13 protein-coding genes are annotated in these 22,881 nt (G+C 70.2%); 8 read left to right on the top strand and 5 right to left on the bottom strand.

Annotation, left to right across the window (positions count from 1 at the left end; genetic code table 11):
* Positions 1-128: 128 nt before the first annotated feature.
* From IO20_RS0127810 to IO20_RS0127775, 8 genes are all read left to right on the top strand, one after another.
* Positions 129-965 carry an alpha/beta fold hydrolase gene (locus IO20_RS0127810; RefSeq protein ID WP_030554883.1) on the top strand — a complete coding sequence of 279 codons (837 nt, stop codon included), beginning with the start codon at positions 129-131 and terminating at the stop codon, positions 963-965.
* 102 nt (positions 966-1,067) lie between these two features.
* Entirely contained in the window at positions 1,068-2,153 is a 1,086-nt protein-coding gene (locus tag IO20_RS0127805; RefSeq protein ID WP_030554882.1) for an LLM class flavin-dependent oxidoreductase, read from the top strand.
* On the top strand, positions 2,150-2,764 hold the full coding sequence (locus tag IO20_RS0127800) for an FMN reductase (RefSeq protein WP_030554880.1): 615 nt from the start codon (positions 2,150-2,152) through the stop codon (positions 2,762-2,764). Before IO20_RS0127805 ends, IO20_RS0127800 begins: the two co-directional genes overlap by 4 nt.
* A 61-nt stretch (positions 2,765-2,825) precedes the next feature.
* Positions 2,826-5,711, top strand: a complete 2,886-nt coding sequence (locus IO20_RS0127795; protein ID WP_030554878.1) for a helix-turn-helix transcriptional regulator — start codon at positions 2,826-2,828, stop codon at positions 5,709-5,711.
* Positions 5,712-5,848: 137 nt separating this feature from the next.
* A complete protein-coding gene (locus tag IO20_RS0127790) occupies positions 5,849-7,096 on the top strand; it encodes a PucR family transcriptional regulator (protein ID WP_030554876.1) in 1,248 nt (415 codons plus the stop codon).
* Positions 7,097-7,234: 138 nt separating this feature from the next.
* The gene (locus IO20_RS0127785; protein WP_030554874.1) at positions 7,235-8,086 is read left to right on the top strand and encodes an alpha/beta fold hydrolase; all 852 of its coding nucleotides are present in this window, start codon (positions 7,235-7,237) and stop codon (positions 8,084-8,086) included.
* Between the two features lie 38 nt (positions 8,087-8,124).
* Positions 8,125-9,033, top strand: coding sequence for a helix-turn-helix domain-containing protein (locus IO20_RS0127780; protein ID WP_245685067.1), 909 nt, complete (start codon positions 8,125-8,127; stop codon positions 9,031-9,033).
* Positions 9,034-9,203: 170 nt separating this feature from the next.
* Positions 9,204-9,917, top strand: coding sequence for an alpha/beta fold hydrolase (locus IO20_RS0127775; protein ID WP_030554870.1), 714 nt, complete (start codon positions 9,204-9,206; stop codon positions 9,915-9,917).
* A 163-nt stretch (positions 9,918-10,080) separates the two neighbouring features.
* On the opposite strand, the gene drmB is transcribed toward IO20_RS0127775, so the two are convergent.
* The 5 genes from drmB to IO20_RS0127750 form a co-directional block, all read right to left on the bottom strand.
* A complete protein-coding gene (gene drmB / locus IO20_RS0127770) occupies positions 10,081-11,892 on the bottom strand; it encodes a DUF1998 domain-containing protein (RefSeq protein ID WP_030554868.1) in 1,812 nt (603 codons plus the stop codon).
* The gene (locus IO20_RS0127765) at positions 11,873-15,040 is read right to left on the bottom strand and encodes a helicase-related protein (RefSeq protein ID WP_030554866.1); all 3,168 of its coding nucleotides are present in this window, start codon (positions 15,038-15,040) and stop codon (positions 11,873-11,875) included. Before IO20_RS0127765 ends, drmB begins: the two co-directional genes overlap by 20 nt.
* A complete protein-coding gene (locus tag IO20_RS0127760) occupies positions 15,037-16,557 on the bottom strand; it encodes a nuclease-related domain-containing DEAD/DEAH box helicase (RefSeq protein ID WP_030554863.1) in 1,521 nt (506 codons plus the stop codon). The genes IO20_RS0127765 and IO20_RS0127760 overlap by 4 nt, the downstream gene beginning before the upstream one ends.
* Positions 16,554-21,269, bottom strand: coding sequence for a DEAD/DEAH box helicase (locus IO20_RS0127755; protein ID WP_245685066.1), 4,716 nt, complete (start codon positions 21,267-21,269; stop codon positions 16,554-16,556). The genes IO20_RS0127760 and IO20_RS0127755 overlap by 4 nt, the downstream gene beginning before the upstream one ends.
* 475 nt (positions 21,270-21,744) lie before the next feature.
* Positions 21,745-22,860, bottom strand: coding sequence for a magnesium and cobalt transport protein CorA (locus IO20_RS0127750; RefSeq protein ID WP_030554860.1), 1,116 nt, complete (start codon positions 22,858-22,860; stop codon positions 21,745-21,747).
* Between the last annotated feature and the right edge of the window lie 21 nt (positions 22,861-22,881).

Below are 22,881 nucleotides of genomic sequence, written 5' to 3'. Positions count from 1 at the left end.
TCTGCGCCCCCGTGCAAGGGGTGGTGCGCGGTACGGCAACAGGAGGTGCGGGACCGCTCCTAGCGTGACGGGCATGCCGCGCCGCTTCGACGCGCGGACCAGCCGACCCGAATCGAGGAAGCATCCCCATGCCGTACATCACCGTGGGCCAGGAGAACACCAACCCCATCGAGCTGTACTTCGAGGACCAGGGCGCCGGTCAGCCCGTCGTCCTCATCCACGGCTTCCCGCTCGACGGGCGCTCCTGGGAGCGCCAGAGCGCCGCGCTGCTCGACGCCGGCTACCGCGTGATCACGTACGACCGTCGCGGCTTCGGGCAGTCCTCCCAGCCGACCACCGGCTACGACTACGACACCTTCGCCGCCGACCTGAACACCGTGATGGAGACCCTCGACCTGCGGGACGCCGTCCTCGTCGGGTTCTCCATGGGCACCGGCGAGGTCGCCCGCTACGTGTCCACGTACGGCTCCGGCCGCGTCGCCAAGGTCGCCTTCCTGGCCTCGCTGGAGCCCTGCCTGCTCAAGAGCGACGACAACCCCGACGGCGTCGCCCCGAAGGAGTTCTTCGACGGCGTCGTCGCCGCCGTCAAGGCCGACCGCTACGCCTACTACACGGCCTTCTTCAACGACTTCTACAACCTCGACGAGAACCTCGGCAGCCGCATCAGCGAGGAAGCCGTCCGCCACAGCTGGGACACCGCCGCCCGCGGCGGCTCCTTCGCCGCGTCCGCCGCCCCGGCGACCTGGTACACCGACTTCCGCGCCGACATCCCCGCCGTCGACGTGCCCGCCCTGATCCTGCACGGCACCGCCGACCGCATCCTGCCGGCCGAGGGCACCGCACGCCCCTTCCACAAGGCCCTGCCGTCCGCCGACTACGTCGAGATCGAAGGCGCCCCGCACGGCCTGCTGTGGACCCACGCCGGGGAGGTCAACACCGCCCTCCTCGCCTTCCTGGCGAAGTGACGCCGCACCGCTGACCCGCTGGGTGACGCCGGATCCCCGGCGTCACCCCGGCCCCCGGTTCCCGGCCCGGGAACCGGACGAGCTCAGGAGAGCAGAAACCCCATGCAGTTCGGCATCTTCACCGTCGGGGACGTGACCCCCGACCCCACCGACGGCCGTACTCCGTCGGAACACGAGCGCATCAAGGCGATGGTCGCCATCGCCCTCAAGGCCGAGGAGGTCGGCCTCGACGTCTTCGCGACGGGCGAGCACCACAACCCGCCGTTCGTCCCGTCGTCGCCGACGACCCTGCTCGGCCACATCGCCGCCCGCACCGAGAACCTGATCCTGTCCACGTCCACGACGCTGATCACCACCAACGACCCGGTGAAGATCGCCGAGGACTACGCGATGCTCCAGCACCTGGCCGACGGCCGGGTCGACCTCATGCTGGGGCGCGGCAACACCGGTCCTGTCTACCCCTGGTTCGGACAGGACATCCGCCAGGGCATCAACCTCGCCAAGGAGAACTACACGCTGCTGCGCCGGCTGTGGCGCGAGGACGTCGTGGACTGGGAGGGCACGTTCCGTACGCCGCTCCAGGCCTTCACCTCGACACCCCGGCCCCTGGACGGCGTCCCGCCCTTCGTCTGGCACGGATCCATCAGGTCCCCCGAGATCGCCGAGCAGGCCGCCTTCTACGGCGACGGCTTCTTCCACAACAACATCTTCTGGCCGGCCGACCACACCCGGCGCATGGTGCAGCTCTACCGGCGCCGGTTCGCGCACCACGGCCACGGCCGGCCGGAGGACGCCATCGTCGGCCTGGGCGGACAGGTCTTCATGCGCAAGAACTCCCAGGACGCGGTACGGGAGTTCCGTCCCTACTTCGACAACGCCCCCGTGTACGGGCACGGCCCTTCGCTCGAGGACTTCACCGAGCAGACCCCGCTGACGGTGGGCTCTCCCCAGCAGGTCATCGAGCGGACCCTGTCGTTCCGCGAGAGCGTCGGCGACTACCAGCGCCAGCTGTTCCTGATGGACCACGCGGGCCTGCCCCTGAAGACCGTCCTCGAACAGCTCGACATCCTCGGCGAGGAGGTCGTGCCCGTGCTGCGGAGCGAATTCGCCAAGGGGCGCCCGGCCGACGTGCCGGAGGCCCCCACACACGCGTCCCTCCGAACCGTCCGTGAGGTGTCCGCCGCATGAAGCTGATCGTCGTCTCCGCGGGGCTGAGCACCCCCTCCTCCACCCGCCTGCTCGCGGACCGGCTGGCCGAGGCGGCCCGCGACGAACTCACCGCCCGGGGACAGGCGCCGTCGACCCAGGTCGTGGAGCTGCGGGAACTGGCCGGCGACATCGCCGACCACCTCGTGACCGGCTTCCCGCCGCCGCGACTCAGCGCCGCGATCGACACGGTGACGGCGGCCGACGGCCTGATCGTGGTGACTCCCGTGTTCGCCGCTTCCTACAGCGGTCTCTTCAAGTCCTTCTTCGACGTGATCGATCCGGACGCCCTCTCAGGGAAGCCGGTCCTGACCGCGGCGACGGGCGGCACCGCCCGCCACTCCCTGGTCCTCGACCACGCGGTGCGCCCGCTCTTCGCCCATCTCCGCGCCGTCGTCGTCCCCACCGCCGTGTTCGCGGCCTCCGAGGACTGGGGCTCCGGGGGAGACGATTACACGGACGGCCTTCCCGGCCGCGTCCGCCGGGCGGGCGTCGAGCTCGCCTCGCTCATGGCGGCCCGCCCGGCCGGTGAAGAGCCCGAGGACGACGTCACCGTCCTCGAACGGCAACTCGCCGACCTGCGCTTCGACTGAGACGGGCCCCCGGGGCCGGGCGACGGCGGGGTGGTTCACATGGTTCATACTGATCCGCCGTATGAGCGTGCACCGAGTGACGACAAGGACCCTGCCCGAGGAACCCGAAGGCGTACGGACGCCCCTCCGCGGCAGGGACGCCGAACTGGCGTTCATCGAGGCGCGGCTCGACGCGCTCGACCGGGGCGAAGGCGGGATCATCCGCGTCGAAGGCCCCGTCGGCATCGGCAGGTCCAGGATCCTCGCGGAGGCCGCGGCAGCCGCGGGGCGGCGCGGGACGAGGGTCTTCGAGGGAGCGGCGGACCCCGACGAACAGTTCGTGCCGCTCGGCCCGCTCCTCGACGGTCTGCTCTCCGGCGAGGAACCGCTGCCGGGCGCCCTCCGCCTCAGAGACCTCGCCACGACACCCGGCCAGCGCTTCTGGCTGCTCCAGGAACTCGGGGACCGCCTGAGGGAGACGGCTCGCAACGGCCCCCTGCTCGTCGTCCTCGACGACCTCCAGTGGTGCGACGACCTGACCCTTCTCACCTTCAACACCCTCGCGGCCGGACTCTCGTCGCACCCCATCCTGTGGCTGGTCGCCGTGCGCGGCGGCAGCGTGCCGTCGGGAGTGCGCACGACCCTGGACCGGATCCGGCGGGCAGGCGCACACGAGCTGGCGCTGGGAGCGCTGGACGACGAGGTGACCGCACGGATCACCGAGGACGTCCTCGGCGCCGCTCCCGACCATGACCTGCTCCGCGTCGCCCGCCGCGCCGAAGGAGTCCCGCAGCTGCTGGTCGAGCTGCTCGGCTCGCTGCGGGAGGCCGTGACGATCGAGAACGGCACGGCCAGGCTGACGGCCGGACCACCCGCCCCCCGGCGACTCCCCTCTGTCGTGCGCCGCCTCGACCAGCTGTCCGACGAGGCACGGGAGCTGGTCCATACGGCGGCCGCCGTGGGCGCCCCCGTCACCGTCGCGCTGCTGGCCGAGCTGCTCGGCAGGCCCTCGGCGGCGCTCATCACAGCGGTACGGGAAGCCCTCGACGCCGATCTGCTCACCGAAAGCGGGGATCGCCTCGCCTTCCGCCACGACCTGATCCGCGAGGCGGTGGAAGCCGGCCTCCCCCTGCCGCTGCGTCAGGCCCTGCGCGGCCACGCCGCCGAGCCGCCGCCGGGGACCGTGGCCTCCCCCGTCGAACGTCCCGGGCCGTCGGCCGGGAGAGCACCGGCGGAGGCGGCGGAGGCGGCGGAGGCCGGGGGAGCGCGGCCGCGAGACGTGACGGAGGCCCACCGGCTGCGGACCGCCGCGGCGGACCTCGCGGCCACCGCTCCCGGACCCGCCGCGGAGCGCAGCCTCAAGGCCCTGGAACTCACCACGGCGGACGCTCCGGAGCGGCCGCGGGTCATCGCCGAGACGATCCCGCTGCTCTGGCAGACGGGCCGGGCCGCCCAGGCCCGTGAGCTGGGAGCCTCCGCCCTCGCGGCCGGCGGTCTCGGACCGGAGGACGAGGCCCGCATACGTCTGGCCCTGGCACGCCTCGCCGTACCGTTCGACTTCTCCGAGGCGGCCCGGCAGGCCCGCGCCGGGGCGGCACTGCCCGGGATCCCCGTGGACGTCAGGGGGCGACTGCTCGCCATGCTCGCCGTCGGCCTGTCGATGGCGGGCGAGCACGCGGCGGCCGAGCAGGTCGCCGCGGAGGCGTGGGACACCGCGGCGGCAGCGGGGGACCGCTCCGCCGAGGCCACGCTGACGACGGTCCGCTCGGCCGTGAGTTTCCACCGCATGGACCTCGCCGAGGCGTTCCGGCAGGCCGAGCGGGCCGCCGCGCTGGCCGACGCCCTCGGCGTCAGCACCTCGCTGTGGGTTCCGGAGGCCTTGTGGCACGCTCTCCTGTCGAACACCACCGGACGTTCCGCGGAGGCGCTCGCCGCCGCGGAGGACGGCATCCGGATCACCAGGGAGCAGGGCAGGATCGCGGCCACCCGCATGTGGCTCATGACCCGCTCCCGCGTCCTTCTGGAGGCCGGACGGCTGACGGAGGCCCGGGCCGACGCCGAAGCCGCGTCAGAGACCGCCGACGACGATCTCGGCCCGGGCAACCTCGCCGACGTCACGGGCCGGTACGTGATGATGCGCGTCGCCCTCCACACCGACGACCGGCGGACCGCGCGCGCGTACGCGGCGGAGGCGAGGCGCATGCGCGGCGACCGCGCACCCGTCGTCCGGCACTTCGGCTCCTGGATGCTGGCACTGATGGCCGACTTCGAAGGCCGGCCCGACCGTGCCATGGCCGAACTCGACGAGGTGATGACGTCGCCCGCCGCGGACCGGCCGGCCTACGCCGGCCTGGTCGACCCCGCCGACGCCCCGGTCCTCGTCCGCCTGGCGCTGCGCGCCGGCGCGCACGAACGGGCCGCGCAGGCGGTGACCCTGGCCGAGCGACTGGCCGTGCTCAACCCCGACCTCACCTTCCTCGCCGCCACCGCCGCGCACGCCCGGGGGCTCCTCGACAACGACCTCGCCCCTCTCGTACGCGCCGTACGGCTGTACGAGGACTGCCCCCGGCCGCTGGCCCGGGCGTCGGCGCTGGAGGACGCCGGACGCAAGCTGGCGGCCACCCGCAAGCCCGACGCGGTGCCGTACTTCGACACGGCCCTCGCGCTCTACGCGCGAGCGGGCGCCGAGCGGGACGCCGCACGCGTCCGCGGGCGCCTGCGGGCAGCCGGTGTCCGCCGCCGGCCCTCGACGGCCGGACTCTCCGACGCGTGGCCCGAACTGACGGCCGCGGAGATCCGGGTGGTCCGGCTCGTGGCCCGAGGGCTGACCAACCGACAGGTGGCCGAGCACCTCTCCCTCTCGCCGCACACGGTGAGCTCGCACCTGCGCCGGGCCTTCACCAAACTGGACATCACCTCGCGCGTGGAGCTGACCCGGCTGGTGAGGCGTCGCGACAGCGGAGAGTAGTCGCTTCGTATCCCCCACGGGCGCCATGACAATGGACGATTCGTGTGATGTGCCGGGGTCGTCGCTTCCTCAGAATGATCAAGAGCCGCGGAATGGAGGAGTCCGCGGGGAACCGTTGGTCGAGAGAGGAACAGCGCATGACCGTAAGGCTCCAGCGAGCCCGCCCCGGCAGCCCCGAGCTCCAGGCGCTCGTCGACGACCTCGCGGAGCGGCTCGGCCGGTCCGTCGCCGTCGACGACCCGCTGGTCCGCATGGTCTGCACGAGCCGCCACTTCGGCGACGAGGACCCGGTTCGCATCGGCACCCTGTTGCAGGGCCGCGCCGACAACGCGACCATCCGCTACGTACTCGCCCAGGGCGTGACCCAGTGGTCCCGGGCCGGATTCATCGAGGGCCGGGACGACCTCGGACTGCTGCCCCGTTACGTCGTGCCCCTGCGCGAGCGCGGGCATCTCCTGGGACTGCTCCTGGTGGTCGTGCCCGAGAAGACGCTCGCGGAGCACGAGACACGCGCCATCGCCAGGGCCGCGGACGCCATGGCCGCCCAGATGCACGGAGAGCACATCGCCGGCGACACCCGGAAGGCCGACGAGCGGGACCTCGTCCTCGAACTCGTCGGCACCGACGTCGCCGCCCGTACCACCGCACGGCGGCGGGCCAAGGAACTCGGACTGCTCGGAGCGGCCGAGCACGTCCTGGTCACCGTCGTTCAGCTGAGCTGCGCCACCGAACTCGTACGACAGTCCGAGGCGGCCCTGTGGGGGGCGCTGGAAGGGTTCCGGCAGACGCGTTCGGCCCAGGGCCTCATCGCGATCGGCAAGGAGCGGGCGACACTGCTCCAGCTGCGCGACCGCCCACCCGGCCAGGACGAGATCACCGCACAGTCCGCTCGCATCCTGGACGAACTCCGCACCTTCCTGGGCCCGTCGGCGGACCCCGTGATCGGCGTCGGCGGCCGGCACCCCAGCCTGGACGACGCCTGGACGTCGTACGAGCAGGCGCTCGTGGCGGCACGCGCGGCGCGCCGACTGCCCACCCTGAAGAGCGCCGGTGACTGGGAGCTGCTCGGGGAGCTCGCGGTGCTCCTCCAGCTCCCCGAGCACGCCCTGAACGCCTCCCTGGTCCCGAAACCGCTCCGTACCCTGAGCGGCACTCACGGCGGCGACCGCCTGCGGGACACCCTGCGCTGCTTCCTCGAACACGCGGGATCGATTCCCCGGACCGCGGACACGCTGGGAATCCACCGCACCTCGCTCTACTACCGCCTGCGCCAGATCCAGGAGATCACCGGCCTCGACCTCGACGACGGCGCCCACCGGCTCACTCTGCACCTCGGCCTCAGGATCGAGGAACTCCTCGCCCCGAGCGTCGACGGGGCGCTCTGACCACGGACTCGCTTCGACAAAGCGAGGAGGATCCGCGGCCCGATTCCTACAGCTCGCGGTGGTGCGGGCGACGGCCCGCGTTCGATGATGTGTGAGACGGGCGGGGCCGATGTACCGCCTCTGACCAGGGGAGAGGTCATGAAGGAACTGATCACGACGGACGGCGTGCGGCTCGCGTACCAGGACACCGGCGGCGCGGGCGTCCCGCTGGTGATGCTGCACGGCTGGGGACAGACGCAGGCGATGTTCCGCCACCAGACCGAAGGGCTGGCGCCCGGCCGTCGCGTCGTCACCGTCGACCTCCGCGGCCACGGGAAGTCCGGCACACCGCGTCACGGCTACCGCATCGCCCGGCTCTCCCGCGATGTGCTCGAACTCGTCGACCATCTCGGCCTCGACCGATTCGACGCACTGGGCTGGTCCATGGGCGTCTCGGTGTGGTGGAGCTTCATCGACCAGTACGGGACCGGGCGGATCCGGCGCTTCGTCGCCGTCGACCAGCCCGCGGCGGTCGCCGCCGTGCCCTGGATGACCGAGCGGGAACAGCGCGACTCCGGTGCCATCTTCGATGTGTCGGGGCTGTTGTACCTGGGCGCGGCGCTCGCGGGGCCGGAGGGCGACACGGTCCGCGCCGACTTCGTGCGCGGCATGTTCTCCGGCGAGCCCGACCCCGACGTGCTGGCCTTCGTCCACGAACAGATCCGGTCGACACCCGCCTACGCGGGCGTACCGCTGCTGTTCGACCACTGCGCGCAGGACTGGCGCGACGTGCTTCCCCGGATCGACGTGCCGACCCTGGTGATCGGCTGCGAGGGAAGCCATGTGCACCCCGATTCGCAGCGCTTCGTCGCCGAGCGGATTCCCGGCGCACGCCTGCACGTCTTCGCCTCCGACGTGGCGAGCTCGCACTTCCCCTTCCTGGAGAACCCGCCGGCCTTCAACGCCGTGGTGGAGAAGTTCCTGGCCGAGGAGCCGGCGAACGAGGTGTGAATCCGCCCGCCCGCCCGCGCCTACGGCTAGGACTCCCCATGCCCCTCACGCTGATGTCCCGTGCGCCCGAACGGGTGCCCCGGCAAGCGCCCGAACCGTCCCCACCCCCCTCCCGCTCGGGGTGGCTGGTCCAGATGCTCTCCGCGATGCCGGAGGCGAACGACCCGAACCACATCTACCTCGGCGTCCATGTCCGTGGGCCCGTCACCGTCGTCCACGAGCGCGCCAAGACCCCGCTGGAGCCGAACGACCTGATCTTCTGCGACCCGGCCCGACGCCATCTGCTGCGGTTCGGCGAGGACTGCCAGATGATCTTCTTCCGGGTGCCCCGCTGCTATCTCGGCGTCACGGAGCCGGAACTGAACCAGGTGCTCGGTGTGCCCGTACGAGGCGGGGAGGGGATCGGGGCGCTGGCGTCCGACTTCCTGACCGCGCTCGCCGCCACGGCGGAGTTCCGGCGGTCCACCATCGGGGACCGGCGTGCCCGGACGGCCGTACACCTCCTCTCCGTCCTGGTCATGGAGCTCCTCGAAGCGGACACGACGGACGAGGCCGACGACGCGTCCGGGGCCGGCCACGAGATGCTGTCCCGTATCCACGGCTACATCGAAGAGCATCTGATGGACCCGGACCTCTCACCGGAGTCGATCGCCCGCGCCCACCACATCTCCGTCCGGTACCTGCAGAAGCTCTTCCAGAACGACGGCAGCACGGTCAGCCAATGGGTGCGGCGACGCAGGCTCGAGTTCTGCCGGCTCGAACTGGGCCGCTCCAGCCGACGGATCACCATGGCCGCGGTGGCCCACCGCTGGGGCTTCAGCAGCCCCTCGCACTTCAGCCGCACGTTCCGCGGGGCCTACGGCATGAGCCCCAGCGAATGGCAGGCACTGGCGACCTCGGCCCTCGCGACGACGACCGCCGACCCCCAGGGCGAGCGAAGGCGCTGAGACGCGTGTGCGCCGCCGTGCCGGCGCGGATGCGCGCACGTACAAGAGGTGCCGCTGCCACGGTCCTACCGTGAGCACCCGTCGCGCGGACCTCTCGCCGAACTCCGGGCCACGCCCCGACCGTCGTGACGACGCCGCACCCGTGGCCCGATACCGAGAAGAGAACTCGCATGACCAACCCCACCGTCGTCCTCGTGCACGGTGCCTTCGCCGACGCGACAGGCTGGATAGGCGTCATCTCGGAACTGCGGAGCAGCGGCATCCCGGTGATCGCTCCGGCGAACCCGCTGCGGGGCCTGACGTCGGACGCCGCCTACCTCGCCTCCGTCCTGGCCCAGGTCGACGGCCCGGCCGTACTCGTCGGCCACGCGTACGGCGGTGCGCTGATCACCGTGGCCGGCGCCGCGGAGAACGTCGTGGGACTCGTGTACGTGGCCGCGTACGTGCCCCACGAGGGCGAGAGCCTCGGCCAGCTCCAAAAGGGCTTCCCCGAACCCCCGCTGACGGGCAGCCTGAAGGAGTGGACCTACCCGCTCCTCGACGGCGACTCCGGGGTCGAGGTCACCATCGAGGAGTCGGCCTTCCCCTCCGTGTTCGCGGCGGACGTGCCCGAGGACGTCGCAGGCGCCCTGGCCACCTCCCAACGCCCGCTCGCCAAGACCGCCTTCACCGAGACCGCGTCCACGGCGGCGTGGCGGACCAAACCGTCCTGGGCCCTGGTGGCCGGGGCGGACCGCACGATCAGCCCCGAGGTCCAGCGCTTCGGCGCCACCCGGGCCGGCGCCGTCGTCGTCGAACTCCCGGACGCCTCCCACGCGGTCGTCCTCTCGGAGCCCACCCGGGTCGCCGACCTGATCAAGGACGCGGTACGGGCGGCGAGCTGACCGGTTCTCCCTAGAGCCGGTCCCTCCGCTTGAAGACCACGCACAAGCCGGCGCAGACAACCCCCAGCAAACCGATCCTGCTTCCGCTTCCTGCGGGGGTGTGCGGTACGCGAGGAGTCCGAAGCCGGCCCCGCCCTCAAGGCCGGCCCCGTTCCACAGCCCCCTACAGTCCCGCCCTGCGCCGAACCTGATCGAGCGCGTGATCGAGGAGGCCGGGCACGTCCCTTCCGCCCAGGACGAGCTGCCGGTCCAGCAGCCGGTTTCCCGTCTCGCACGAGGTCTCGCTGACGAGGGCGCAACCGTGGCAGGCCGACAGATTGAGCTGTGACGAGCCCTGACGGTCGCTCTCGATACACACCGGATCGTTCGAGCACACGTCCGCGTCGCTCAGCGCGGCCAGCAGGAGCGGGAGGATCTTGTCCGGTGCGCCCAGCCTCACGAGCCCGCCGAGGGTTCCCTGCGCGTCCCCGGCCGCCGTGTAGATGAAGATGCCGGCCGTGCGGTCCTGCCGATCAGAGTGGGCGTAGATGCGCTCCTGGAGGGCTGCCGACGCGTAGCCGCTGGCGAACGCGAGCCTGCGGATCAGCAGGTGGGAGATGGTGTGGAGCGCGACGAAGCGCGGCTCCGGCACGTCCAGACGGTGGGCCCACGGGCTCGATTCCCGCCGCCGCGCCAGGATGTCGGCCCTGGCGCGGACCTGGGGCACAGCCTCCCACTCCGACATGTGCTCCTCGTCGAACCGGAGGAAGATCCCCTCGCCGAACGTCTCGACGGCCGGATAGACCGGTTTCCGCCGCCGGTCCGGACCGAGGTCGACGGCGATGAAGTCGGCGTCGGCGTTGTGACGCTGGAACCTGCGGAGCGCCCGGACCTCGCGCACGCGGCGCACCTGGCCCACGCTGACGAGTCGGCTCGTGAGGGCCGAAAGTCCGTCCGACGCGGAGGGAATCCGCCAGCCGTCCACGACGAAGTCGCCCACACCGTGGTCTCTGCCGGCATCGAGCTTCTTGAGGAAGGCCGCCCATTCGCCGTCCTTCAGATCGAGGAGCGGAGCGTCCTCGGGGTCGTCGCCCCCTGCCGCGAGGGCGAGGACGTCTTCCGCCGTCACCCCCTGGAGCTCGTCCGCGATCCATCCGGCCACCATCTCCGCCTGCGGACCGCCGTTGTCGGCCACCACCTTCTCGAAGTAGACGTGGCCACGGATCAGGTCAGCCGTCCGCCCGGACTGCGGGCGCTCCTCAGGGATGTCGAGCGCCGAGAGGTGATCCGCGATGTAGTTGCCGGTGGCGCCGCGCTGCACGGCGACCAGATGGTGATCGCAGACCTTCCCGGGCTTCGGATCCTCCCATGGCTGGGTGCCTTCGCAGCGGATGCCGTCCCGGTGCAGTGACTCGCCGCCGACCAGCTCGGAGAGCGGACGGGACCGGTCACACCCGGTGCACTGGATACGGAGCGACCCCAGCCCCTCCCCGAGCCGGGACGACCGCACGAACTTCAGTTCCTTGTAGGCGCGGCAGAACCGCACTGCGTCGCTGACGCCCCCGTCATTGCCGCGGTGCGCCCACTTGAACCAGGGGACGTCCTGGATGTGACTGCCCTTTTGGCACACGGCGACGTAGCGCATGGGAACGAGCGTTCCGCCGCACTCGCAACTGTTGGTGAAGCGACCGTTCTTCCTGCCGGTGAACTGCGAGAGTCTGGTGCAGTTCTCGCAGAACCGCCAGGACGGGAAGCGCCAGTAGAGCAGGTGCGGGGTCCCTTTGGCCGCGCGCCCGGAGTGGGCCGGTGGCTGACGCAGAACACCGGCGCCCAGTCGCGAGAGGAGCCGATCGCAACTGATCTCGGGAGCGGACCTGCGGTCCCACCAGGACGTGTCGGGTGCGATCAGGGATTCCCCGAGCACATCGACGATGGCCCCCACTCCGAACGGTGAGAGCGTCTCCGACAACCGCAGGTCATGCAGGATGCGCTCCACGATCGCCTCCTTCCATCGGCTCACGGACCTGTACGGCGACGTTCGGTTCGACCGACCGCATGGAGTCGCCGACGAGCCATCCCTCGCCCGGCTGGCCGAACCGCTTCAGCAGAGCGTCGTCGTCCGACTTCCGTCGGTCGTACGACAACGTGGACCCGGCCTCCCGCGCGAGGCGCGCTCGGCGGTCCCAGTCGCGTAGAAGCCGCCGTACCTCCTCCTCGGTCTCCTCGGCCTCCGCTCCGTCGGAGCGGCTCACCAGGTCGATGAAAGTCGCGACGAGTTCGTCGACCGCCGCGCGCATCCGATGGTCGGAGAGGTCGAGATCCGAGGCGCGATCGTTGTCGGCGAGGGTGGAGAAGGAATGCCTCAGCAAGGCCACGAGTGCGCCGGCCAGCGATCGCCCACGGGACGCCACCGACCACGGGGTGACGCTCGTCGGCTCGACGCTTCGGTAGAGCGCTTCGTGGTACCCGCGGAACGTCTCGAAGTGCGAACGGTCGCGTGCCCGGTTCGAGCGGAACAGCGTCGTGACGATGCCGTTGTTGAGCCCTCGACCGACCCGGCTGGTGGCCTGGATGTACTCGGCGGTGGTCTTGGGCTGTCCGACCATCAGCATCAGTGCCAGCCGGGGGATGTCGATTCCCACCGACAGCATGTTGGAAGACAGGACCACGTCGACGCCGTCACCGTCGTCTACGCTCCGGCTCAGCGCACGCAGGTCGTTGGGGAGTTCCTCCGGGCCACGCCGGCTGGTCAGTTCCAGGACGCGGTCGGCCCGGATCCGCCGCAACGGCAGGCCCAGGCGCTCCGCACGCGGTTCCAGACGCCCGTTCACGTCGTCGACGACGAGCGTTCCGGAGCGACCGAGCTCACGGAGACTGTTGTGGTACATCACGGCGGTCCAGTAGGAGTCCCGCGTCGTATCCGAATCGGGTGCACCGGCGAGCACTTCGGGGATCTCGATCAACGGAGCGGTCGCGGAGATCACCGCGGAGACCTGCGAGAGGGATTGCGGCATCAGGCCGACGTACAGACGGCCCTCGCCGCTCTCCACGGGGCGGGAGAAGAAGGTCCGGTCGCCGTCGAGGCCTGTGGGCGGGTACAGGGCGACGCTGCGCCCGTACAGTCCCCGGACCTGCTCGTCCGACGCGCGGATCGTGGCCGTCGAGGCGACGATCTTGGGAGCCGAGCCGTTTCTGCCCAGGAGCATCTTGATCACGGCGTCGAAGACGGCGACCGTCGTGCCGAGCGGTCCCGACAGCAGGTGCAGCTCGTCCTGGATGATCAGTGTCGGCTGTCGGAACGGCGTGCCGAGCCCGAGGAGACTGCCCGCCTCCGGCTTGAACTGGAGACGGGCGAACTTGTCCACCGTAGCCAGCAGGATCGTCGGCGGGTCCTTGTAGAGCACGTCGTCTACCATGCCCACGGGCAGCTCGTCACGGAACCGGCAACTCCCGCTGGTGCAGTGGACGACGACGTCGTGACCGACGAGCCGGAAGCCGTACCGATTCCGGTCGTGGGCCTTCGCCTCGGGCAGGAGCGTGGCGCCGCACCACGGGCAACTCTCGACCTGGAACTCGTTCGCCTCCTTCGGCCGGGACGCCTTGTGGAGGCGCTCCAAGGCGTGCTTGGCGTCGAGCCGCGTGGCAGGGGTGACCTCGTTGCCCACCCACAGGCCGATGGAGAACCGGGCCATGCCCTTCGCCCGTGGGTCGTCGTGCCGCAGGACCTCCATCGCGCAGACGAGGGAGGCCGCGCGCTGGAACTGCTGTGCCGTCAGAAGGCGAAGCGTGTATCTGGTGATCACCGCGGTACCGGCACCGGCGACGCCGTGCACGATCCGGCGACGGAAGATCTCGATCGCCGCCAGCCCCAGGTACGCCTCCGTCTTCCCACCGCCGGTCGGGAACCAGATCAGTTCGACGAGTTCCCGGTCGTCGTGCCCCTCGTCGACGGTCGATGCGAGAGACACCAGCAGGAATCCGAGCTGGAAGGGGCGCCAGCGGGGTTCCTCCACCGCGGCCGGGTCCTTGCCGCTCTTGATCGCCGTCTGACGCAGTTGCAGGCGCATGGCGGCCATGCCCAACGCGAACGCCTTCCTCAAGGCGTCCTGCTCCGTGGCCCGCAGCAGGTTCACGCCGGCTTCCATACGGCGCACGGCGATGCGCGCCCGGTCGGTGATCGACCGCGCGACCGGAGCGCCTTCTCCGTAATCGCCGACGCGGTCCTCCTGTTCCGCGACCCACTCGGAGAAGGACCTGACGAACGCGTCCAGGGTCGACAGCACCTCGTCCGGCTCCGTGTCGACCCGCTCCAGGACTTCGAGACGCAGCGCCTTCGACGCCCGGGATTCCGGAGCGAACCCGGTGGTCTCGATCGCCGGGACGACGTGCGCCGGCACGGGGTCGAGGAAGACACGCGTGCAGGCGCCCTCTCGCAGCTCCCAGTCGGCCGCCATGCCGTGACCGACCGCGTAGACCTTCTTGTCCCTGTAGCGCAGACGCAGCTCGGCGGACTCGTCGTCCAGGTCGAAGGAACGCACGGCGTCGTACTCGAAGATCTGTCCGTCATGGGCGGGCATTACTCCGAGAGCGATCTGGAAGAGCATCAGGGCGATGTCGGACCGATCGTCGCCTGTCGACTTCGACAGCACACGCGCGTGCACCGTAACGAGATGCGCGTCGCCGTAAGGCCGCCATCTGGATCCGATCTCCAGCTCCACCTCTCCCGCCCGCAGCTCGTGCGGGGGGCGTGTGCCGGACAGCTCCACCCCCTCGAACCGGAAGGGGCGGCGCTGCCAGCGCGGGGGGCCGTCGCCTGTCACCGCCTGATAGGTGCCCCCTGAGAAGTCGCACGACACGACGTCCCGGTCGGTGATGAAGGAGATCGCAACCGAGGAAGGGCGCCAGTCCTCGGCCAGCGGAACGCCCGCGTCGGACTCCTCCACGTCACCCTCGGCGACATCAGCCGAGATCTCCGCCTCTCCGTCGACGGCGTCGGGCGCCGACGATCCGGCGGGGAACAACATCCCGACGGCATACTGCCGGTCCGGCATGTTGGTGACCACTTCGTCCTCGCCGTTCTCCGGTCCGAGGTAGGCGGCGCGAAGGTGCTGCAACGCGAGATCCTGCGCCTTGGTCCTGCTCATTCGGTCACCGTCCGCTGGGGGAGCAGCTGCTGGAGGCGCCGCCGGTCCTCCTTGGACGCGACGATGTGCAGAGAGACCCGAGCGCGCGTGACCGCCACGTAGAAGGCTGCGATCCCGGCGTCGTCGTAGCTCGGGGGAAGGTCGCAGACGACGACGTGCTCCGCCTCGAGGCCCTTCGCGTACCGCGGGCTCGTCACGACCTGTCCGTGGGGCATCTCGCGAGGAGCCGCGCTCGAATTCGTGCTGATGATCCAGATGTCCTGACCTCGGACCCCGTCGGTGATCAGCCGTCGTGCCACGGAGTCGGCCGCGGCGATGTCGGCCTCCGTGTCCGGGGTGTGCCACTGGACCCGCTCTCCGTGGACGATCCCCGGATCCCCGACGTCCGCCCTGAGGTACTCCTGCACCATGTGCACGATCGCCCGCGTATTGCGCACGTTGAGGTCCAGGTCGACCGACAGCGCTTCGGGGGCGATCAGGTCGAAGACATCCCTGTCGAAGTCGCCGTCGACGTGCGCCTGGTTGTTCATGTCGAGGAACATGCGCCACCTGCCGCCGGCTCGCCCGCCGGCGACGACCGCGTCGAGCGTGTCCATCGCCTCCGCCGTCATCAGGTCCTGCGCCTCGTCGACGAACACCGCGTCGTACGTCCTGGTCGGACGCAGGTCCTCGAACGGCACCACGTCGATGTGCCGATCGGCCACGTGGGGGGCGAAGAAGCGCGCGAGCTCCGGGGACCGGAAGGTCACCAGTACGGACCTGCCCTGGTCCGCCTCCTGCTTGGCCGCTTCGACAAGAACGAGGGACTTGCCCGTCCCGGCGCCCCCGAACACCATCACCCGGGGGTTACGGGCCAGTGACGCGAGGACCCTGGCCTGACTCGCCGTCGCACGGTTCTGCTCCTCGATGACCGCCCCGCGCTGCGCGTCGATCACAGGCATTCTGGTGAACTCGCCGAACAGCCGGGCCCGGAGGTCGTCGATCCTTGCGATCCTCCGGCCCACCGGAGCCTTACGCGAGGCCGTCACGACGCTGTCGAGCGCACTGGTCATACGCTCGACGCTCATGGCGTCCCTCGACAGCCAATGGGTGGGCTGCCATTCGACCGAGTGCGGGAGCGGCTCGGTGTCGGGCGTGACGACCACGGCCTCGTGAGCGAACCAGCCGATGCCCTCCTCGTGGAGGATGTCCCGCAGCGCGTGCATGGCGGACCGGGCCTGCTCCATCGGGGAACCTGCCAGCTTGTGCCAGTCGTTGCGGCGGTCCACGCTGTACCACGCTCCGTCGAACTTCCGGACGCCCCCGCCCTTCACCTCGACGAGGATGACGACCTTCTTCCACAGGATGACGAAGTCCGCCTCCGCTTGCTGCTTGTAGGCGTGGGACCGCAACTTCACCGAATGGAAGGCGACCGCGTCGGGGTCGCCATCGATGTCCCGGAGCAAACGGGCGACCCTGCGTTCGGCGTCGCTGCCGGCGTGCCTTTCGATGTCGGCAAGGTCGGGAACGAGGATCACGCGCGTTGTTCCTTCCAGAGGTCTTCGTACTCGCGGTACCCGAGCAGATCGTTGACGCTTCCGAAGCCGAAGTTGTCGGCCATGTCCACGACGAGGCACTCGGGCTTGCCGCCGTTGGCGGGGCCGCGCAGACCACGTCCGGCCATCTGGATGTAGGCGTTCGGGCTGAATGTCGGCCGGGCGATGTAGAGGGCGCGGACGCCCGGAGCGTCGAACCCCTGGATCAGCAGATCACAGTTGGTGAGGACGCGGATCTCGTTCTTCTTGAACTTCGTGATGATATCGCGGCGTTCCTGCCTTCCGGTCTGCCCGCTCACCGCCGCCGCCTCGACCCCCCGGTACCTCAGCGTCGCCGCGAGCACCTGGGCCGAGAGGACGTTCGGGGTGAACACCAGCACGGGCCAGTCCTCGTCCAGCCCCATGATGTGGTTGACGAGGGTGGCCATGCGGGCCTGGTCCCGGCCGATGCGCTCCATGACGCGGGGGCTGATCCGGCGCTGCTCCGTCGCCTCGCTCACCTCCTCCGGCAGGAGCTGGACGTCGATTCCGGGGAGCACCTGATGTTCGACCCGAGCGAGCACCCCGAGCTCCGCGAGCTGCTTGTACGCGTCCGAACCGAAAGCGTCGAGTTTGCGGTTGCCGAATCGGTTGGCGAGGGCCTGGGTCGCCGCCTCGGACTTCCCCTTGAACGGAGTCGCGGACAGGCCGACCAGGGGGCGCGCCCAGCCGCGTCCGGCCACACCGAGCCACTCCAGAATGCGCGTGTACCGCTCAGAGCCGCCCGCGCGGTGCCCCTCGTCGACGATGACCGCCGACGCGTCGGCGAGCCACGCGTACTCCGGGCTGCCGAGGACGGCGTCGAGCTTGGCGTCCGTCGCGACGACGAGGCTGAACTCCGTGTCCGGTTCGTGCACGGTGTTGCGCTCCCAGAGCCGGCCGACCGTCAACGGACGTTCGTCCGCGAGCCCCCGCCAGACCGTCGTCCAGGTCTGCACCGCCTGCTCGCACAGCTCCAGGGACTGCGCGATCCACAGGACCGGCCCCGTCAGGACGCCGTCGATGAAGGTCCTGAGCACGGTCTCCGCCGCGACGCGCGTCTTGCCCGCGCCCGTGGGGAGTTCCACCATCGCCTTCAGATGCCGGCCGTTCGCCTCACGCAGGACGAGCACGTCCCTGAGCTGTCGACTGATCCTCTCCTGGAACGGGTGGAGGGGATCGAGCTTCACCGCTCCGGGAACGACGAACTCGTGCTCCTGCGGTTCGTTTCGGCGGCCGGCGTACTTGGTCCCGAATCCCATCTTCCGCAGCCACGAGACGGTTGCGGGGCCCCCACCCCACGCGCTCGGCACATCGGGGAAACCCTCCTGCCGAAACAGATCGGCGAGCAGCTTGACCGCGTCCGATCCGTACACGGTGAGGAAGAGCTCGGAGACGGAGGCGTCGTCATCGATCAGACCCTGCGTCTCCAGGGCTTGCCACAGCCCCTTGGGAAGGGCTTCCCGCAGGTCGTCCGGCCCGAAGTAGACGTCGAGCCGGTCGGCGTCGGTGGCTGCCGCCCTGGCTTCCTGCTGCAGCCCCTGGAGCCTGTGGTCGAGGCCCGTCTTGAGGACGTTCTCGAGCTCGGCGTTGTTCAGGCGCAACTCGAACGCCTCGTTGACGTGGCCGAGGAGTTGCCGCTCGTCGGCATCGCCCTGCACGACCAGGGCCGACCCGTCGAGGTGCCAGGGCAGCGGCTGGTCCTCGACGCCGTCCTCCGTGGTCACCCGCTTGACCACCTGGATCGCCCGAGCGACGGTCGCGTTGGTCAACCTGCTTGCGACGTGCGTGCTGCGGAGCCCGGTGAAGACGTCGACGATCCGCTCGCTCTCCTGCTCACCGTCGATCACCATCGAGAACGCGAAACTGTCCTCGAATCGGCGACACCCCACCGAGGCCACGAGTTCTCGCGCCTGGGCGTCCGTCACCCGCAGGTAGGGGCGCTGACGCGAGGAGAGGAACTCCTGCTGCTCGTCCGTCGTGGCCAGGTAGACCGACGAGGGGGAACGCGACTCGGTGACGCGCTTCACTCGGGCGGGGATGCTCTGGGGACGGCTGCCGGGATGGGCGATGCGGCACGCCGTAGTGATGAACTCGACGAGGAGGGCGTCGTCGATGTTCGGCGGGAAGAGCTTCGCTGCGAGGGCCTCCCTCAGTACGGGAGCGGGTACGGTGTCCAGCTCGTCCGGCAGGCCCAGTGCCTCGGCGACCTGGCGCGGTCCGCGGAACAGCGGCAGCAGCTTCTCGTACTTGACCAGGGACGGTGCGACGACGTCGGCCGGTCTGCGGTAGCCGCGGGTCGAATGGAGCAAGCCGGCCCGGTCCACCGCCCAGCGGACCGGGGACTGCACGGAATGCACACGGCCGGTGTCCAGGTCCTCGCAGGTCCACTCGACGTCGCCGGCCTCGAGCAGGCCGACGGTCCAGGTCTCGCGCAGCTTCGGCGACGCGTTCGAGTCGAGCAGGATGGGCAGCATGGAGAACGGACCAGGGCCCTCACCGGGGATGAGATCGATGTTCTCGATCGGCCGTTCACCGGGGCCCTGAGCTGCGTTGAGCGTCGCTACGACCCACTCCCGGTACTGGGCGAACGCCGGCTCGTCCTCGGCGGAGTAGTGGTTCCTGGGAGCGCGGACCACACCCAGCTCGTGCGCCACCTCGGGCAGGCAGCGCCGGCGGTCCAGCGTCCTGGCCGCGTGTTCCTCACCCAGCGGTTCAGGAAGGTCGAAGACCGTGCGGGGCCAGGTCCAACCCCCATCACGAGTGGGTACCTTGACCGTGCTCGCGTGCCCGGCCAACGCCTTGATCGCCTCGCGGGGAGACAGCCCGAGCACGGCGTCCCACAGTTTGGAGAGATCGTCGTCGCCGGAGGAGCTCGAGAGCATGGCAAGGCGCGCGTTGAGGATCGCGCGCGGGTCCAGATCCCGGAAGCCCATTCTCCTGAGGCCTTCGTCGACACCGGGCTGGGCCAGGAAGGACGGGGAGACGAAGACCGCCCCCTCGATCTCGATGCCCTCCTCCTGGTGCAGGAAGACGACGCTCCTGTCCGAGAGCGATCGCATGCCGTCGGTGGTCGGGACGACCTTGGCCCGCTCCACGTCGGACTGGGGCTTGTGCCCGAGCACGAATTTGAACGCGTTGGCGGAGGAGACCGGGTCCGGTCCGTCGGCCCACTCGCGCAGCCAGGAGAGGAACCCGCGCTTCGGGAGCTCCTCCAGGGCCCGCTTCATGTCCCTGTCCGTGGCGTCGATGCCGCCGTGCGGGCTCGCGGCCGTGAACAGCTGCCTCAGGCGGGTGATGCGTTGCGGCGACGTGTAACAGCGCCAATGCGGCACATCGTCGGCCGTGTGCGGGGAGATACTCCACGCGCGGTGGATGTCCGGATGGACGGGGAGGGCGAAGTCCAGAGGGCGCAGTACACCGGCGTTCACCAGAGCCCCCGTGGCGTCGGGGACCAGGGCGACTCCCGCCGCGTACTCCGGCACGTGCGCGCAGAGCAGCTTGTCGCCGAACGACAGCGGTTCCCGTCCTCGCGCGGGCATGTAGTCGAGGTGGGCAGCCGGATCGTCGGGCTGCACCACCTTCGGCAGCATGTCGACGAACATGTCCGAGAGCGTTGCGAGGATCTCCCGGTTGTAGTCGTTCTTCAGCAGGGTGGTCCGGTCGTCGTTCACGCTCCACGGGGCGTTGAAGAGCGCGGACGCCGATGTCTGGTCCTGGAGGGGGAAGTAGGACCAGAACCGTCCCACGCGCTGCCTCGCGTGCCGCTTCGGGATCGCGACGGTGACCTTGACCTCCGCTCGTGAGACGGCCTCCCCGACCTCCTTACGGGCCCCTGCGGACGGCGCGTGCATCCGGTCCGCGACGATCCACTCGTCGCCGCCGCCGTCCGGGGTCTCGATCTTGAAGACGCCGCCGCCGAAGTCACGGGACGTGTGGCTCGTCTCGAAGCCGTCCGCGCCAAGCACCCGGAGCCTGACCTGCCGCACGGCGCCGACGAAGAGCAGGAACTCCGAGGCGAACGACTCGATCTCCCGACGGAGCCGGGCGAGGTTGGCCGCACGCGGCAGCCTCACCACGGTGGAGGCCCAGCCGGCGAGCTCGGCGAGGATCGGGTCTTCCGCGAACTCGGCGAGCGGGTCGACGACGGTGGGCGTGCGGAGGATCGGATGGCGCCTCGCGGTGGACGTGATCCGGCCGATCTCGGTCCGGGCCGTGCGCGAGTTGAACTCGAACGACACCGATCGGCTGAACACCTGCGGTGCGTCCGACACGGCCAGGACGGACTTGAACCCCAGCCCGAAGCGTCCGATCTCGTCCCCTCGCTTGCCGCTGAGGTGCGCATGCGTGATCGCGATGATCCCGTTCTTGGAGAAGGGACGACCGGCATTGGCGCAGTAGAGGGTCTGGTTCTCGGGGTCCAGGACGATCTCGACCCGACCCGCGAATTCACTGCGGTCGTCACCGGCCCCCGACATCGCGTCGGCGGCGTTCTGGACGAGCTCCAAGAGGGTCCGATTGGCATACCCGCCGACCCGGATGGACTCCTCGTGATTGGCGTGCTCGTCGACGAGGTGCGCATTGGCTCGGTAGGTGGCGAGGGCTCTGTCGAACTGATTCCCCACCTCCCCCATGAGGCTTTCGTCCGGCGTCCAGGACTGTGGCGTGATCGTCACTGCTGAACGCTCCTCATGTCGACGACATCCAGGCGGCGGGGCGGCCTGGGCACGCACGGAGCGGCTGGGATCCCGGTGGGATCAAGGCAGGCCGGGTGCGATGTGGACGCACGAGCGGTGCGGGAAGGATCACCCGCCGGACGCCCGCGCGTGCAACAGTCGGTCCGTTCGACAGTGTCCCGGCCGTCTTTCGGCCCGGCCCCACCCCAGTGTCGCAACCTTGACCCCTACGTCGTCGTCCTTCGGTAGCCGGACGCACGCGACCCGGCATATTCCAACCGCAGACGAATCTAGACGATGCGACCGACACAGATGCCATGAACCCGGTCGACGGACAGGTCCACGCGGCCGCCGCCGAGAGGGTTTTCGATGCCGAGCCGCACCTGCGGTGGACTGGTCACGGAGCCGCGCCCGTGTAGCGGTCGTCGGTGCCGGCGGGACTTCGGGCGCTCGACCACGACCCGCGAACCGGTTCCTACAGCCAGTCCCGCCGCTTGAAGACCACGTACAGGCTGGTGCACACCACCGCCATCAGCAGGATCGCGAACGGGTAGCCGAAGGCCCAGTCCAGCTCCGGCATCGCGTCGAAGTTCATCCCGTAGATCGTTCCCACCAGCGTGGGTGCGAACAGAATGGCCGCCCACGAGGAGATCTTCTTGATCTCCTCGTTCTGTTCGAAGCCCGCCTCCGCCAGCGCCCGCATCTCCGCGTTCTGTTGCTGGGTGACCAGGGTCGCGTTGACCGTGAGGATGTCCGTCAGGGCCTGGCGGAAGCCGTCGACGCGTTCGCTGGTGTGGGTGACGTGGTCGGCTACGTCGCGCAGGTAGCGCTGGAGTTCCTCGTCGGTGCCGTACTTCGCGAAGCCGGCCATCAGGGCGTGGAGCATGCCCACCAGGGGGCGGGTCGCGCGCTGGAACTCGACCATCTCGCGGGAGAGTTCGTAGATGCGGCGGGAGACCGCCGGGTCGCCGCCGAAGACCTCCGTCTCGATCTCGTCGATGTCGTTCTGGACGCCCGCCACCACCGGTGCGTAGCCGTCGACGACCGCGTCGAGGATCGCGTACAGGACCGCTTCCGGTCCCAGGGCGAGGAGTTCGGGGTCCTTCTCCATGCGGCGGCGGACCGTGGAGAGGTCCGGGGCGGCGCCGTGGCGGACCGTGATCAGGAAGTCCGGGCCCACGAAGACGTGGAGTTCGCCGAACTCCACCTCCTCCTGGGCGTCCAGGTAGCGGGCGGCGCGCAGGACGACGAAGAGGGTGCTGCCGTACCGTTCCAGCTTGGGGCGCTGGTGGGCCTCCATCGCGTCCTCGACGGCCAGCTCGTGGAGGTCGAACTCGGCTGCCAGGGAGTGTAGTTCCTGCTCGGTCGGGCGCTGGAGGCCGATCCAGGCCATGCCGTCCGGGTGTTCGCGCAGCTGGCGGAACGTCTCCGCGAGCGTCGCGGGGGAGGAGACCCGGTGGCCGTCTCGGTACAGGCCGGCCTGCATCACGCTCGGCCGGTCCGTGGGTGGCTCCGGGGAGGGGGAGGCGGCGGTCGCGGGCGGTTCCGCCGGGGAGCGGCGCCATGCCGCGCGGGGACGGCGGTCGGACATCGTCGGACACCTCCTGGTCGC

The organism is Streptomyces exfoliatus (assembly GCF_000725545.1).
Classification (GTDB): domain Bacteria; phylum Actinomycetota; class Actinomycetes; order Streptomycetales; family Streptomycetaceae; genus Streptomyces; species Streptomyces exfoliatus.
Note: the sequence above shows the minus strand (reverse complement) of the source record. Positions and strands in the feature narration are given on the sequence as shown.

What these genes read in the sequence shown, in the direction of transcription:
- IO20_RS0127810 (WP_030554883.1), top strand. Translation starts at nt 129, where the DNA reads ATGCCGTACATCACCGTGGGCCAGGAGAACACCAACCCCATCGAGCTG.
- IO20_RS0127805 (WP_030554882.1), top strand. Translation starts at nt 1,068, where the DNA reads ATGCAGTTCGGCATCTTCACCGTCGGGGACGTGACCCCCGACCCCACC.
- IO20_RS0127800 (WP_030554880.1), top strand. Translation starts at nt 2,150, where the DNA reads ATGAAGCTGATCGTCGTCTCCGCGGGGCTGAGCACCCCCTCCTCCACC.
- IO20_RS0127795 (WP_030554878.1), top strand. Translation starts at nt 2,826, where the DNA reads ATGAGCGTGCACCGAGTGACGACAAGGACCCTGCCCGAGGAACCCGAA.
- IO20_RS0127790 (WP_030554876.1), top strand. Translation starts at nt 5,849, where the DNA reads ATGACCGTAAGGCTCCAGCGAGCCCGCCCCGGCAGCCCCGAGCTCCAG.
- IO20_RS0127785 (WP_030554874.1), top strand. Translation starts at nt 7,235, where the DNA reads ATGAAGGAACTGATCACGACGGACGGCGTGCGGCTCGCGTACCAGGAC.
- IO20_RS0127780 (WP_245685067.1), top strand. Translation starts at nt 8,125, where the DNA reads ATGCCCCTCACGCTGATGTCCCGTGCGCCCGAACGGGTGCCCCGGCAA.
- IO20_RS0127775 (WP_030554870.1), top strand. Translation starts at nt 9,204, where the DNA reads ATGACCAACCCCACCGTCGTCCTCGTGCACGGTGCCTTCGCCGACGCG.
- IO20_RS0127765 (WP_030554866.1), bottom strand. Translation starts at nt 15,040, where the DNA reads ATGAGCAGGACCAAGGCGCAGGATCTCGCGTTGCAGCACCTTCGCGCC.
- IO20_RS0127750 (WP_030554860.1), bottom strand. Translation starts at nt 22,860, where the DNA reads ATGTCCGACCGCCGTCCCCGCGCGGCATGGCGCCGCTCCCCGGCGGAA.